Here is a 13467-nt window from a genome sequence, read left to right on the forward strand (position 1 = left end):
GCTGCCGGCCCAGGAGGCGGCGTCATTGGACTTGACCACCACCGATTGTCCCGGCCGCACGGTGTACTTGCCGGCGAGATCGGGGGTTGCTGCAGTGCCCGCAACTTCGACGGTGAGCGCGAACTCGGGGGGCGGTGCTGTCGGTGCGGGACTGTCGCCCCCTCCCCCTTCCGCAACCCAGCAACCCCATGACCAATGCCGCGGCAAACGCGGACTTCACGCTTCTGAGCATGTCCATCCCTTGATGCAAATTGATTCGTTGATCCCTCCGACGGCGCCAGAGAGTGAATCAAAATGTAACTAAATGCCGTGTATTTGTAACATGAGGAGAAACCCTCATGGGTGCTCACAAAAAGCGGAGCGGCCCTTCAAGGGCCGCTCTGAAGGCCGCGGCGAGCGGCCTGAAAACACCCTGGCCGGGTCAGTTGGTCTCGGCCAGCTGCTCGAGAATGGCCGGGTTCTCCAGCGTCGAGGTGTCCTGCGTGATGGCCTCGCCCTTGGCGATGGAGCGCAGCAGGCGGCGCATGATCTTGCCGCTGCGGGTCTTGGGCAGGTTGTCGCCGAAGCGGATGTCCTTGGGCTTGGCGATCGGGCCGATTTCCTTGCCCACCCAGTCGCGCAACTGCTTGGCGATGGCCTTGGCCTCCTCGCCCGTGGGGCGGCTGCGCTTGAGCACCACGAAGGCCACGATGGCCTCGCCCGTGAGGTCGTCCGGGCGGCCCACCACGGCGGCTTCGGCCACCAGGTCCGTCTTGCCCACCAGCGCGGACTCGATCTCCATCGTGCCCATGCGGTGGCCCGAGACGTTGAGCACGTCGTCGATGCGGCCGGTGATGCGGAAGTAGCCCCGGTCGGCGCTGCGCACCGCGCCGTCGCCCGCCAGGTAGTAGCCCTTGAGCTCTTCGGGGAAGTAGCTCTTCTTGAAACGCTCCGGGTCGCCCCAGATGGTGCGAATCATGGACGGCCAGGGCTTCTTTACCACCAGGATGCCGCCGGCGCCGTTGGGCACGTCGTTGCCGGCCTCATCGACGATGGCCGCGGCAATGCCCGGCAGGGGCAGCGTGCACGAGCCCGGCACCAGCGGCGTGGCGCCCGGCAGCGGGGTAATCATGTGGCCGCCGGTCTCGGTCTGCCAGAAGGTGTCCACGATGGGGCAGCGCTCGCCGCCCACGTGCTTGTAGTACCACATCCAGGCCTCGGGGTTGATGGGCTCGCCCACCGAGCCGAGCAGGCGCAGGCTGGACAGATCGGAGCGCGCGGGGTGCACCTTTTCGTCGCCCTCGGCGGCCTTGATCAGCGAGCGGATGGCCGTGGGCGCGGTGTAGAAGATCGTGACCTTGTGCTTCTCGATCATCTGCCAGAAGCGCCCGGCGTTCGGGTAGGTGGGCACGCCCTCGAACACGACCTGCGTGGCGCCCGCGGCCAGCGGGCCGTAGGTGACGTAGGTGTGGCCGGTGATCCAGCCGATGTCGGCCGTGCACCAGAAGATGTCTTCGGGCCGCAGGTCGAAGGTCCAGTTCATGGTGAGCTGCGCCCACAGCAGGTAGCCGCCGGTGCTGTGCTGCACGCCCTTGGGCTTGCCGGTGGAACCCGAGGTATAGAGCACGAACAGAGGGTGCTCGGCGCTCACCATTTCCGCCGGGCAGCTGGTGGACTGCTCGGCCATGGCGTCGTGCATGAAGGTGTCGCGGCCCGCGACCATGTTGCAGGCCGTGGGGGTGCGCTGGAACACGATCACGTTCTTGATCGAGTCGCAGCCGCCCATGCCGATGCCTTCGTCCACGATGGCCTTGAGCGGCAGCTCCTTGCCGCCGCGCAGCTGGTAGTTGGCGGTGATCACGGCCACGGCGCCCGCGTCCTGGATGCGCTCCTGCAAGGCCTTGGCCGAGAAGCCGCCGAACACCACGCTGTGCGTGGCGCCGATGCGCGCGCAGGCCTGCATGACCACCACACCCTCCACCGTCATGGGCATGTAGATGACGACGCGGTCACCCTTCTTCACACCGCGCGCCTTGAGCGCGTTGGCGAACTGCGAGACCTTGGCCAGCAGTTCCTTGTAAGTGACCTTGGTCACGTCGCCGTTGTCGGCCTCGAAGATGATGGCGGTCTTGTTTTCCACCGGCGTGCCCATGTGGCGGTCCAGGCAGTTGTACGAGGCGTTGAGCTCGCCGTCCTCGAACCATTTGTAGAACGGCGCCTTGCTGCTGTCGAGCGTCTTGGTGAAGGGCTTGTGCCAGCTCAGGGTTTCGCGCGCCAGCCGGGCCCAGAAGCCTTCGAAGTCCTTGTCGGCCTCGGCGCACAGCGCCTGGTAGGCCTCCATGCCCGAGACCCGCGCGGCCTTCACGGTGGCGGCCGAGGGCTCAAAGACGCGGTTTTCGACCAGGGTGGATTCGATCGTCGACGAAGGCGCGGACATGAAAGTCTCCTAAATGTTGTGGGCAGATGACAGGCCGGGACTGTGCTGAAGGGCTCTTACGAGTCTCTTACAGAAAAGGGCGCAGACCTACAATACCGCCTGCCGTCTGGCCGCCCATCCCGGGGGCTCGGTACATTGTGTCACCATCCATGAGCGACCCCGTCAAAGTCCAAGCCCCGATCCGCGCGCTGCCCAACCTGATCTTCGCCAGCCGCTGGCTGCAGTTGCCGCTCTACATCGGCCTGATCGCGGCACAGGCCATCTATGTCTTCCATTTCTGGGTCGAACTGGTCCACCTGATCGAGGCCGCGTTCGGCAACGACGTGGCGCTGGCCAAGCTGGTCACCAGCATCGGCTACAAGAGCGACGTGCAGCTCACCGGCCTGAACGAGACCATCATCATGCTGGTGGTGCTCGCGCTGATCGACGTGGTGATGATCTCCAACCTGCTGATCATGGTGATCGTGGGCGGCTACGAGACCTTCGTGAGCCGCATGCACCTGGAAAACCACCCCGACCAGCCCGAGTGGCTCAGCCACGTGAACGCCTCGGTGCTCAAGGTGAAGCTGGCCACGGCCATCATCGGCATCAGCTCGATCCACCTGCTCAAGACCTTCATCAACGCCGCCAACTACGACGTGAAGGTCCTGATGTGGCAGACCATCATCCATGTGGTCTTCCTGCTCAGCGCCATGGCCATCGCCATGACCGACCGGCTGATGGCCCACCCGGCGGACAACGGCCACTGACCGCGCGCCTTCGGGCGCCTTGTGGGGTTTTCTGCGCCCCGGCATGGGCCATCCATGCACAAAAGTTATAATTGACGCCTCAGCCATCCGGCCCCTGGCCGGGTGGCGCTCATGTGCTACTCGCGGATCGCCCTGCATCCCGTCGCGGCACAGAGATTTCAATGGCCGGTCTTCCGGCCTCGACGCCGCGTCACTCCCGCACCGTGCCAGCCCCCCAGACAGGGCCCGCTGACCGGGCTTGCGTGATGGCAGGCGCTGGGTTTGCCGATTCGTCGCTGTCAGTGTCTGTCTGCGGTCTTGAATGACCCGGTCGGGCACGCGCGTGCCCCCTGCTTCAAGACCGTTCGCGGTGCCTTGTCCAACTTGCACAGGAGGCAGCACCACCCATGGCCCAACCCATTTCCATCGAACACGTCTTCAAGGTGTTCGGCGACCAGCCCGAGGCCGCCCTCGATCTCGTCCGCGAAGGCCGCAGCAAGCAGGAGATCCTCGCCGAAACCGGGCAATCCATCGGGGTCTTCGACGCCCATTTCGAGATCGAGGCCGGCGAGATCTTCGTCATCATGGGCCTGTCGGGCTCGGGCAAATCGACGCTGGTGCGCCTGCTCAACCGGCTGATCGAACCCACGGCCGGCCGCATCCTGGTCAACGGCCAGAACATCAACGACCTCTCGGACGCCGGCCTGCGCGCCCTGCGGCGCAAGGACATCAGCATGGTGTTCCAGTCGTTCGCGCTGATGCCGCACATGACCGTGCGCGACAACACCGCCTTCGGCCTGGAACTCGCGGGCGTCAAGCCCGCGCAGCGCCTGGCGCTGGCCGACCAGGCCCTCGAACAGGTGGGCCTGGCTGGCTGGGGCGACAGCTACCCCGATGAACTCTCCGGCGGCATGCAGCAGCGCGTGGGCCTGGCGCGCGCGCTGGCTTCGGACCCGTCCATCCTGCTGATGGACGAGGCCTTCTCGGCGCTGGACCCGATCATTCGCACCGAGATGCAGAGCGAGCTGCTGCGCCTGCAGCAGGTGCGCCGCCGCACCATCGTCTTCATCTCGCACGACCTCGACGAGGCCATGCGCATCGGCGACCGCATCGCCATCATGAAGGACGGCCAGGTGGTGCAGGTCGGCACGCCGGAAGACATCCTGCGCCAGCCGGCCGACGACTACGTGCGCAACTTCGTGCGCGGCGTCGACGCGGCGGCGGTGTTCAAGGCCGGCGACATCGCCCGGCAGACGCAGGTCGTGGTGGCCGAGCACCCGAACAAGGGCGCGCGCGCCGCGCTCAAGCTGCTCGAAGACAAGGACCGCGACTGGGCCTACGTCGTCAGCCCCGACCAGCGCTACCTCGGCCTGGTGTCGGCGGACTCCCTGCGCCACGCGCTGCAGGACCACGACGGCCCGCTGGGCCTCTCGCGCGCCTACCTGCCCGACGTGCAAGTGGTCAACGCCGCCCACCCGGTGGCTGAGCTTTTCGGCCAGGCCGCGAACGCGCCCTACCCGCTGCCCGTCGTGGACGCCCACGGCCGCTACCGCGGCGCCATCAGCAAGAACACGCTGCTGAAGTTCCTGGACCGCGCGGCGGCCTGAGGCCGCCCCCCACTGGAGAGAACATGAACGACACCGACATCGAGATCACCGCAAGCCCCGCCACCACCGACGCGTGGGGCGCGTCCACCGCGGCCGCCAGCGACAACTGGCTCGACACCACCGCGCTCAGCGACACCACCACCCCGATGGCCGACGAAGGCTTTCGCCTCAGCCAGCTGTGGGACGGCTCGCTGCCCGTCGAGAACTGGATCAACGACGCTCTGAGCTGGACGGTGGACCACTTCCGCCCGTTCTTCCAGACCGTGCGCGCGCCCATCGACACCACGCTCACCAGCGTGGAACAGCTGCTGTTGAGCGTCCCGATGCTGGCCATGGTCACGCTGATGGGCCTGCTGGCCTGGCAGTTCGCCGGCCGCGCCATCGCCATCGGCACCGTGGTTTCGCTGCTGCTGGTGGGCATGCTGGGCATCTGGCCCGAGGCCATGGTCACGCTCTCGCTGGTGCTGACCTCGCTGGTGTTCTGCATCGCCATCGGCCTGCCGCTGGGCATCCTGCTGGCGAGCAGCGACCGCACGCAGCGCCTGCTTCGCCCAGTGCTCGACGCGATGCAGACCACGCCGGCCTTCGTCTACCTCGTGCCGGTGGTGATGCTGTTCGGCATCGGCAACGTGCCCGGCGTCATCGTCACCATCGTCTTCGCCCTGCCCCCGCTGGTGCGCCTGACCGACCTGGGCATCCGCCAGGTGCGGCCCGACCTGATCGAAGCGGCGCGCGCCTACGGCGCCTCGCGCTGGCAGATGCTGGCCAAGGTGCAGTTGCCGCTGGCGCTGCCCTCCATCATGGCGGGCATCAACCAGGCGCTGATGCTCTCGCTGTCCATGGTGGTCATCGCTTCGATGATCGCCGTCGGTGGCCTGGGGCAGATGGTGCTGCGCGGCATTGGCCGCCTGGACATGGGCATCGCCGCCGTCGGCGGCCTGGGCATCGTGCTGCTGGCGATCGCGCTGGACCGCATCACCCAGGCCCTGGGCCGGCCCGGCCGGGGCGCGCGCCACTGGTGGCAGCAAGGCCCCGCGGGCCTGGTCGTGCGGCTGCTGCGCCCCGCGCCCGCCCGCCAGGCGGCGGCCCCGGCCGCCCTGCCCGCCACCGCCCCCCTTTCCACCTCCTGAGCCTTCGCGCCCAGGCCCTCCCACCCACCATCGAAAGGAAACCGATGACCTTCCCCACGCCCACCCCTCTGTGGCGCACCCTGCTCGGCGGCGGCCTCATGGCCCTCGCCCTCACGGGCCCGGCCCAGGCGCAGAACCTGCCCGGCCAAGGCATTGCCGTGCAGCCGCTGCAAAGCTCCATCGCCGAAGAGACCTTCCAGACCCTGCTGGTGTCGCGCGCGCTGGCCAAACTGGGTTACGACGTGAAGCCGATCAAGGAAGTGGAGTACCCGACCGCCCACGTGGCGATCGCCAACGGCGACGCCACCTTCATGGCCGACCACTGGGATCCGCTGCACGCGGACTTCTACAAGAACGCCGGCGGCGACGCCAAGCTCTACCGCCAGGGCGCCTACTCGCCCGGCGCGGCCCAGGGCTACCTGATCGACCGCAAGACCGCCGAGGCTCACAAGATCACGCGCGTGGACCAGCTCAAGGACCCGGCGATCGCCAAGCTGTTCGACCACAACGGCGACGGCAAGGCCGACCTGACCGGCTGCAACCCCGGCTGGGGCTGCGAGGCGGTGATCGAACACCACCTCGACGCCTACAAGCTGCGCGACACGGTGACGCACCAGCAGGGCAGCTACGCCGCGCTGATCGCCGACACCATCACGCGCCTCAAGCAGGGCCAGCCGGTGCTGTACTACACCTGGACGCCCTACTGGGTCAGCGGCGTGCTGCGCCCCGGCCAGGAAGTGGTGTGGCTGCAGGTGCCGTTCTCCTCACTGCCGGGGGAGCAAAGCAAGCTCGACACCCAGCTGCCCAACGGCCAGAACTACGGCTTCGTGCTCAACACGCAGCGCATCGTGGCCAACCGGCAGTTCACCGAGCAGAACCCGGCGGCCGCGCGGCTGTTCGAGGTGATGGCGCTGCCGGTGGCCGACATCAACGCCCAGAACCTGCGCATGCGCGAAGGCCAGAACAAGCCGCAGGACGTGGAGCGCCACACCGACGCCTGGATCAAGGCCCACCAGAAGACCTTCGACGGCTGGATCTCGCAAGCCCTGGCGGCCGCGAAACGCTAAGGCGCCGACACCCCCTGAAAAAGCCCGGCCTGCCGGGCTTTTTCATGCGCTCAACGCGCGAGCAAGCCGATCACCAGCGCGTTGGCGAGGTCGATGAAGAACCCGCACACCAGCGGCACCACGATGAAGGCCCGGGGCGCCGCGCCGTAGGCCCGCACCACCGCGCTCATGTTGGCGATGGCGGTGGCGGTCGAGCCCAGCGCGATGCCGCCGAAGCCCGAGCAGATGACGGCCGCTTCGTAGTCGCGCCCCATGAAGCGGAACACGACGAAAGCCGTGAACGCCACCGCGAGCAGCACCTGCAGCGTCATGGTCACGGCCATGAAGCCCAGCACCGGCTCCAGCTCCCACAGGCGCAGGCCCATGAGCGCCATGGTGAGGAACAGGCCGAGGCTCAGGTCGGAGATCAGCGCCACCCCCAGCCGCATGCTCGGCCAGTTCCACAGGCGACCGCCTTCGGGGGCCAGCCACTGCCCGGCGCTGCGCAGGCCGATGCCCGCCATCAGGCAGCCCACGAAGGCCGGCAGGTGCAGCCCGGTGAGCGCGACCAGCTCGTTGACGCCCTGCCCCAGCATCAGGGCCAGGTTGAGCCAGAGCAAGGCCATCAGCACGCCGTGGTAGTCGAGCCGCAGGTGGGCTTCGTCCTGGTAGCGCGTGCCGACCTCCACGTCGGCCGCGCCCGAGGGCACGATGCGGTGGCGGCGCATCAACCACGCCGCCAGCGGCCCGCCCACCAGGCAGGCCGCGATCATGCCCACCATGTTGGCCGCCAGGCCCAGCTCGCCCGCGTTGGCGATGCCCAGGCGGTCAACGAAGTGCGGCGTCCAGGCCAGCGTGGTGCCGACCCCACCGGTGAGCGAGATCGAGCCGGCCATGAGGCCCGCGCGCGCATCCATGCCGAACGCGCTGGCCGCCGCCATGCCGACCCCGTTCTGCAACAGCATGAAGCCGATGGCCAGCACCAGCAGCACCACCAGCGAGCGCCCGCCCTGGCGCAGCGTGCGCACATCCGTGCCTAGGCCGATGGCGGCGAAAAAGTACAGCAGCAGCATGTCCCGCGCGCCGAGCTCGAACACCACCCGCACATCCAGCGTGTAGTACAGGGTGCAGACGACCAGCGCGCACACCACCCCGCCCACCACGGCCTCCGGGATGTTGTAGCGCTGCAGCCAGGCGTGGCGCTGCGTGAGCCACTTGCCCACGAAGAGCAGCAGGATGGCGAGCGTGAAGCTGGCGAAAGGATCGACGAGGAAGCTGGTGCGCCAGGGGAACGGGATCATGGCGCCATGGTAGCGGTCAACGCCCCGTCATCTTCTCCGGCACCACCCACTGGTCGAACTGCTCGGCCGTCACGTGGCCCAGCGCCAGCGCGGCCTCGCGCAGCGTGGTGCCCTCCTTGTGCGCCTTCTTGGCGATCTGCGCGGCCTTGTCGTAGCCGATGTGCGTGTTCAGCGCCGTCACCAGCATGAGCGAGCGGTCCACCAGCTCGGTGATGCGCGCGCGGTTGGGCTCGATGCCCACGGCGCAGTGGTCGTTGAAGCTCTTCATGCCGTCGGCCAGCAGGCGCACGCTCTGCAGGAAGTTGTGCGCCACCATCGGGCGGAACACGTTGAGTTCGAAGTTGCCCGAGGCGCCGCCGAAGTTGATCGCCACGTCGTTGCCGAACACCTGGGCCGCCAGCATGGTGACGGCCTCGCTCTGCGTGGGATTGACCTTGCCCGGCATGATGGACGAGCCGGGCTCGTTCTCGGGAATGCTGAGTTCGCCGATGCCGCTGCGCGGGCCGCTGGCGAGCCAGCGCACGTCGTTGGCGATCTTCATGAGGCTGGCCGCGAGCGTCTTGAGCGCGCCGTGCGCGTGCACCAGGGCATCGACGCTGGCCATGGCCTCGAACTTGTTGGGCGCGGTGACAAAGGGCAAGCCGGTGAGCCGGGCCAGTTCGGCCGCCACCTGCTCAGCATAGCCCTTGGGCGCGTTCAGGCCGGTGCCCACCGCCGTGCCGCCCAGCGCCAGTTCGCACAGGTGCGGCAAGGCCGCGCGCACATGCGCCTCGCCGTGCGCGAGCTGCGCCACCCAGCCCGAGAACTCCTGCCCTAGCGTGAGCGGCGTGGCGTCCTGCAGGTGGGTGCGGCCGATCTTGACGATGCCGTCGAAGTCGCGCGCCTTCTTCTCCAGCGTGCCGCGCAGCAGCGCCAGCGCCGGCAGCAGGCGGTGCGTGAGGGCCTCTACCGCCGCCACGTGCATGGCGGTCGGGAACACGTCGTTGCTCGACTGGCTGCGGTTCACGTCGTCGTTCGGGTGCACCAGGCGCCCTTCGCCGCGCTCGCCGCCCAGCAGCTCGCTGGCGCGGTTGGCCAGCACCTCGTTCACGTTCATGTTGGTCTGCGTGCCCGAGCCGGTCTGCCAGACCACCAGCGGGAACTCCACCTCGTGGCCGCCGGCGATCACCTCGTCGGCCGCTTTCGCGATGGCCTGGGTCTTTTTCTCGTCCTGCAGGCCCAGCGCGTGGTTGACCACGGCCGAGGCGCGCTTGACCTGCGCCAGGGCGCGGATCATCTCGCGCGGCTGGCGCTCGCCCGAGATGTCGAAGTTCTGCAGCGAGCGCTGCGTCTGGGCGCCCCAGAGGCGGTCGGCCGGGACGTCGATGGGACCGAAGGTGTCGCGTTCGGAGCGGGTGGCCGGGCGGGTGTTCATGGTGTGGCGTGACCTGTCAAAATAGAGGGCTGGAGAAGCCAAGCCCCAAGGCCCTCCAGCATAGCTCCAAATAAAAGCAATTCTCATCTGATCGCCACTTGACGCCTTGCCCCGGCCGCCGACGCGATTTGCCCCCTACGCCCACGACACCATGACGACCACCATCCGCCAGGCCGACCTCATCGAATCCATCGCGGCCGCGCTGCAGTACATCAGCTACTACCACCCCGCCGACTACATCGCCCACCTGGCCCGCGCCTACCAGCGCGAGCAGAGCCCGGCGGCCAAGGACGCGATCGCGCAGATCCTGACCAACAGCAAGATGAGCGCCACCGGCCAGCGCCCGATCTGCCAGGACACCGGCATCGTCAACGTGTTCCTCAAGGTCGGCATGAACGTGCGCTGGGAAGGCTTCACCGGCGGCCTGGAAGACGCCATCAACGAAGGCGTGCGCCGCGGCTACAACCACCCCGACAACACGCTGCGCGCCTCCGTCGTGGCCGACCCGCAGTTCGCCCGCAAGAACACCAAGGACAACACGCCCGCCGTGATCTTCACCGAGCTGGTGCCCGGCGACACCGTGGAAGTGACCGTGGCCGCCAAGGGCGGCGGCAGCGAGAACAAGAGCAAGATGATCATGCTCAACCCCGGCGACTCGGTGGTCGACTGGGTGCTCAAGACCCGTGCCCACCATGGGCGCGGGCTGGTGCCCGCCGGGCATGCTGGGCATCGGCATCGGCGGCACGGCCGAGAAGGCGGTGCTGATGGCCAAGGAAAGCCTGATGGACGACATCGACATGTACGAGCTGCAGGCCAAGGCCTCGAAGGGAGAGAAGCTCGACCAGGTCGAGGAACTGCGCCTGGAGCTGTACGAGAAGGTCAACGCCCTGGGCATCGGCGCGCAAGGCCTGGGCGGCCTGACCACCGTGCTCGACGTCAAGATCAAGATGTACCCCACGCACGCGGCCAGCAAGCCCGTGGCGATGATCCCCAACTGCGCGGCCACGCGCCACGCGCACTTCGTGATGGACGGCAGCGGCCCGGTCTACCTGGACGCGCCGAGCCTGGACCTCTGGCCCAACGTGAACTGGGTGCCCGACACGCAGAAGAGCAAGCGCGTCGACCTCAACACGCTGACCAAGGAAGAAGTCGCCAGCTGGAAGCCCGGCGACACCCTGCTGCTCAACGGCAAGATGCTCACGGGCCGCGACGCGGCGCACAAGCGCATCAAGGACATGCTGGCCAATGGCGAGAAACTGCCGGTGGACTTCACCAACCGCGTGATCTATTACGTCGGCCCGGTCGACCCGGTGCGCGACGAGGCCGTGGGCCCGGCCGGCCCCACCACCGCCACCCGCATGGACGGCTTCACCGAAATGATGCTGGCCGAGACCGGCCTGATCGCGATGATCGGCAAGTCCGAGCGCGGCCCGGTCGCCATCGAGGCCATCAAGAAGCACAAGAGCGCCTACCTCATGGCCGTGGGCGGTGCGGCCTACCTGGTCTCCAAGGCCATCAAGACCGCGAAGGTGCTGGGTTTCGCCGACCTGGGCATGGAGGCCATCTACGAATTCGACGTGGTCGACATGCCCGTAACCGTGGCCGTGGACGCGGGCGGCACCAGCGCGCACATCACCGGCCCGGCCGAGTGGCAGAAGCGCATCGCCACCGGCGAGTTCAAGGGCATCGAGGTCGCCGCCGCTTGAAAACCGTCGGGGTGTTCGACAGCGGGGTCGGCGGCCTGAGCGTGCTGCGCGCCCTGCTCGCCGAGCTGCCGGGCACGCGCTTCGTCTACGCTGCCGACAGCGCGCACGCGCCCTACGGCGAGCGCACGGCGCAGGACGTGTCGGCGCGCACGCACCGCATCACCGCCCAGCTGCGTGAGCAGCACGGCATCGACGCCCTGGTGGTCGCCTGCAACACCGCCACGGCCCACGCCATCGACGACCTGCGCAAGGCCTACCCCGACATGCCCATCGTGGGCGTGGAACCCGCCCTCAAGCCCGCCGCCGCCCTGAGCCGCAGCGGCGGCATCGGCGTGCTGGCCACGCGCGGCACGCTCGAGAGCGCGCGTTTCGCCCAGCTGCGCGACCGGCTGGTCGCCGCCGCGCCCCGTCCCCTGCGGTTCATCAGTCAGCCCTGCGATGGCCTGGCGGCGGCCATCGAGCGACACGAGCTGCCCACCATCGAGGCCTTGAGCACGCGCTATGTGCAAGAACTGCTGCAAGGCCCCCAAGGCGACCACCCCATCGACACCCTGGTGCTCGGTTGCACGCACTACCCGTTCGCGGCCGAGCTGCTGGGCCGCCTGTGCGGCCCCGATGTGACGCTGGTGGACACGGGCGCCCCCGTCGCGCGCCGCACCCGCGATGTGCTGGGCCTGCCCCTGCTCCCGGACGCGCCCACCGTGCCGCCCTTGCTGCTGTCCAGCGGCAACCCCTCGGCCCTGGCCCAGGCCGCCCAGCGCTGGTTGGGCCTGGGTGTGGAAGCGCGAAGCCTCTAGGCCTGCAGCGCGGCAGCGCGCCCGCGCTGCATGTTCACCGGCACCAGCAAGGCCAGGCCGATCACGAACAGCACCGCCGTGAAGCCGATGGCCAGGCGCTGGTTGCCCCCGGTCATCCAGGTGATGGCGCCATAGCTCAGCGGGCCGATGATGCTGCGCACCCGCGTGGCGAAGGTCCACAGGCCGAAGAACTCGGCCAGTTGCGCCGGTGGCGCCAGCATGCCGGCCATGGCACGGCCCGAAGACTGGCTCGCGCCCATGCACACGCCCGCGATGGCCGCGGCGTACCAGAAGCCGCCCTTGGTGGTGGTGAGCGCCGCGATGATGCAGGTCGCCACCCAGCCCACCAGCGTGATGCCCAGCGCCAGCTTGTGGCCCAGGCGGTCCTGCCAGTAGCCGAAGGCCAGAGCCCCGAGCGCGGCCGCGATGTTGAGCACGAAGATCAGCACCATGGTCTCCTGCTGCACGAAGCCGATCACCTGCTCCGCGTAGATCGCCGCCAGGGTGATCGCCACCGCCACGCCGCCCTGGTAGGCCGCCACGCAGGCCAGCAGCCACATGAAATCGCGGTAACGGCGCGCCTGCTGGAAGGTGCGGTGCAGCTGGCGCAGCGATTCGCGCCAGCCCGCCGCGCCCGCGGGCCCGGTCTGGGGCTGGGCGCGCTCGCGCAGCAAACCCAGCGTGAACAGCGCCGCCACCGCGAACACCGCCGCCGTGATCCCCATCGTCACCGGCACGAACTGCTCGGCTTTCTGGCCCTGCGCCTGGGCCCAGAGCACATAGCCCAGGCTCAGCCCCAGCGCCAGCATGCCACCCACATAGCCCAGGCTCCAGCCCCAGCCGCTCACCCGCCCCATGGCCTCGGGTTTCGCCAGCTCGGGCAGGAACGCGGCAATGAGCGACTCGCCCCAGGCAAAGAACACGTTGGACACGACGATGAGCACCATGCCCAGCACCACCGCCCCCGGCCCCACCAGGCCCAGCGCGGCCGTGGCCAGCACGCAGCCCAGCGTGGTCATCATGAGCAGCCGCTTCTTGGCCGCGTGGCGGTCCGCCCACGCGCCCATGGCGGGGATGGTGAACATCACGATCAGGTGCGAAATGCTGAGCGCCAGCGTCCAGGCGAAGGTCGCCCATTCGGCGCCACCGGCCACCGCCCCCACGAAATAGGCCGCGAACACCGCGGTGATCACCACCGTGGTGTAGCCGGAGTTCGCGAAGTCGAACATCGCCCAGCCGAACACCTCGCGCTTGCGCACGCCGGGGTTCAGGGCATCGGTGGAGAAAAAGGCCATGGGGACTCCGGAGGGCGAGGCCAGGTG

9 protein-coding genes and 1 pseudogene are annotated in these 13467 nt (G+C 68.4%); 6 read left to right on the plus strand and 4 right to left on the minus strand.

The features are described 5' to 3' along the window. Nucleotides 1-421 precede the first annotated feature (421 nt). Complete coding sequence (acs, locus tag ACFJI0_RS12640; protein ID WP_382325293.1) at nt 422-2416, minus strand: acetate--CoA ligase; 1995 nt, start codon at nt 2414-2416, stop codon at nt 422-424. Between the two features lie 149 nt (nt 2417-2565). Here acs and ACFJI0_RS12645 point away from each other — a divergent pair, with 149 nt between their 5' ends. From ACFJI0_RS12645 to proX, 4 genes are all read left to right on the plus strand, one after another. Continuing rightward, complete coding sequence (locus ACFJI0_RS12645) at nt 2566-3165, plus strand: YqhA family protein (protein WP_382157262.1); 600 nt, start codon at nt 2566-2568, stop codon at nt 3163-3165. Between the two features lie 386 nt (nt 3166-3551). Further along, a complete protein-coding gene (gene proV / locus ACFJI0_RS12650) occupies nt 3552-4751 on the plus strand; it encodes a glycine betaine/L-proline ABC transporter ATP-binding protein ProV (protein WP_382325295.1) in 1200 nt (399 codons plus the stop codon). A 23-nt stretch (nt 4752-4774) separates the two neighbouring features. Continuing rightward, nucleotides 4775-5881: a glycine betaine/L-proline ABC transporter permease ProW gene (gene proW / locus ACFJI0_RS12655; RefSeq protein ID WP_382325297.1), complete on the plus strand. Its 1107-nt coding sequence runs from the start codon at nt 4775-4777 to the stop codon at nt 5879-5881. Between the two features lie 44 nt (nt 5882-5925). Next, entirely contained in the window at nt 5926-6948 is a 1023-nt protein-coding gene (gene proX, locus ACFJI0_RS12660) for a glycine betaine/L-proline ABC transporter substrate-binding protein ProX (protein WP_382325299.1), read from the plus strand. A gap of 50 nt (nt 6949-6998) precedes the next feature. Here the strand turns inward: proX and gltS are convergent, their stop codons facing one another. Further along, on the minus strand, nt 6999-8228 hold the full coding sequence (gltS, locus tag ACFJI0_RS12665) for a sodium/glutamate symporter (protein WP_382325301.1): 1230 nt from the start codon (nt 8226-8228) through the stop codon (nt 6999-7001). Between the two features lie 16 nt (nt 8229-8244). Next, nucleotides 8245-9642 (minus strand): class II fumarate hydratase, encoded by a 1398-nt coding sequence (gene fumC / locus ACFJI0_RS12670; RefSeq protein ID WP_382325303.1) that lies wholly within the window; start codon nt 9640-9642, stop codon nt 8245-8247. Nucleotides 9643-9793: 151 nt separating this feature from the next. Between fumC and ACFJI0_RS12675 the strand changes: the two are divergent. Together ACFJI0_RS12675 and murI are read left to right on the plus strand one after the other, a co-directional pair. After that, a pseudogene (locus tag ACFJI0_RS12675) lies at nt 9794-11348 on the plus strand (fumarate hydratase). Next, the gene (gene murI, locus ACFJI0_RS12680; protein ID WP_382325305.1) at nt 11345-12145 is read left to right on the plus strand and encodes a glutamate racemase; all 801 of its coding nucleotides are present in this window, start codon (nt 11345-11347) and stop codon (nt 12143-12145) included. The pseudogene ACFJI0_RS12675 and the gene murI overlap by 4 nt, the downstream one beginning before the upstream one ends. Here the strand turns inward: murI and ACFJI0_RS12685 are convergent. After that, entirely contained in the window at nt 12142-13440 is a 1299-nt protein-coding gene (locus tag ACFJI0_RS12685) for an MFS transporter (RefSeq protein WP_382325307.1), read from the minus strand. The genes murI and ACFJI0_RS12685 overlap by 4 nt on opposite strands. Between the last annotated feature and the right edge of the window lie 27 nt (nt 13441-13467).

The organism is Hydrogenophaga sp. UC242_53, from assembly GCF_042696965.1.
GTDB lineage: Bacteria > Pseudomonadota > Gammaproteobacteria > Burkholderiales > Burkholderiaceae_C > Hydrogenophaga.

Excerpts from the sequence above, each read along its gene's own strand:
- acs (WP_382325293.1), bottom strand. The coding sequence starts at position 2,416 with ATGTCCGCGCCTTCGTCGACGATCGAATCCACCCTGGTCGAAAACCGC.
- ACFJI0_RS12645 (WP_382157262.1), top strand. The coding sequence starts at position 2,566 with ATGAGCGACCCCGTCAAAGTCCAAGCCCCGATCCGCGCGCTGCCCAAC.
- proV (WP_382325295.1), top strand. The coding sequence starts at position 3,552 with ATGGCCCAACCCATTTCCATCGAACACGTCTTCAAGGTGTTCGGCGAC.
- proW (WP_382325297.1), top strand. The coding sequence starts at position 4,775 with ATGAACGACACCGACATCGAGATCACCGCAAGCCCCGCCACCACCGAC.
- proX (WP_382325299.1), top strand. The coding sequence starts at position 5,926 with ATGACCTTCCCCACGCCCACCCCTCTGTGGCGCACCCTGCTCGGCGGC.
- gltS (WP_382325301.1), bottom strand. The coding sequence starts at position 8,228 with ATGATCCCGTTCCCCTGGCGCACCAGCTTCCTCGTCGATCCTTTCGCC.
- fumC (WP_382325303.1), bottom strand. The coding sequence starts at position 9,642 with ATGAACACCCGCCCGGCCACCCGCTCCGAACGCGACACCTTCGGTCCC.
- ACFJI0_RS12685 (WP_382325307.1), bottom strand. The coding sequence starts at position 13,440 with ATGGCCTTTTTCTCCACCGATGCCCTGAACCCCGGCGTGCGCAAGCGC.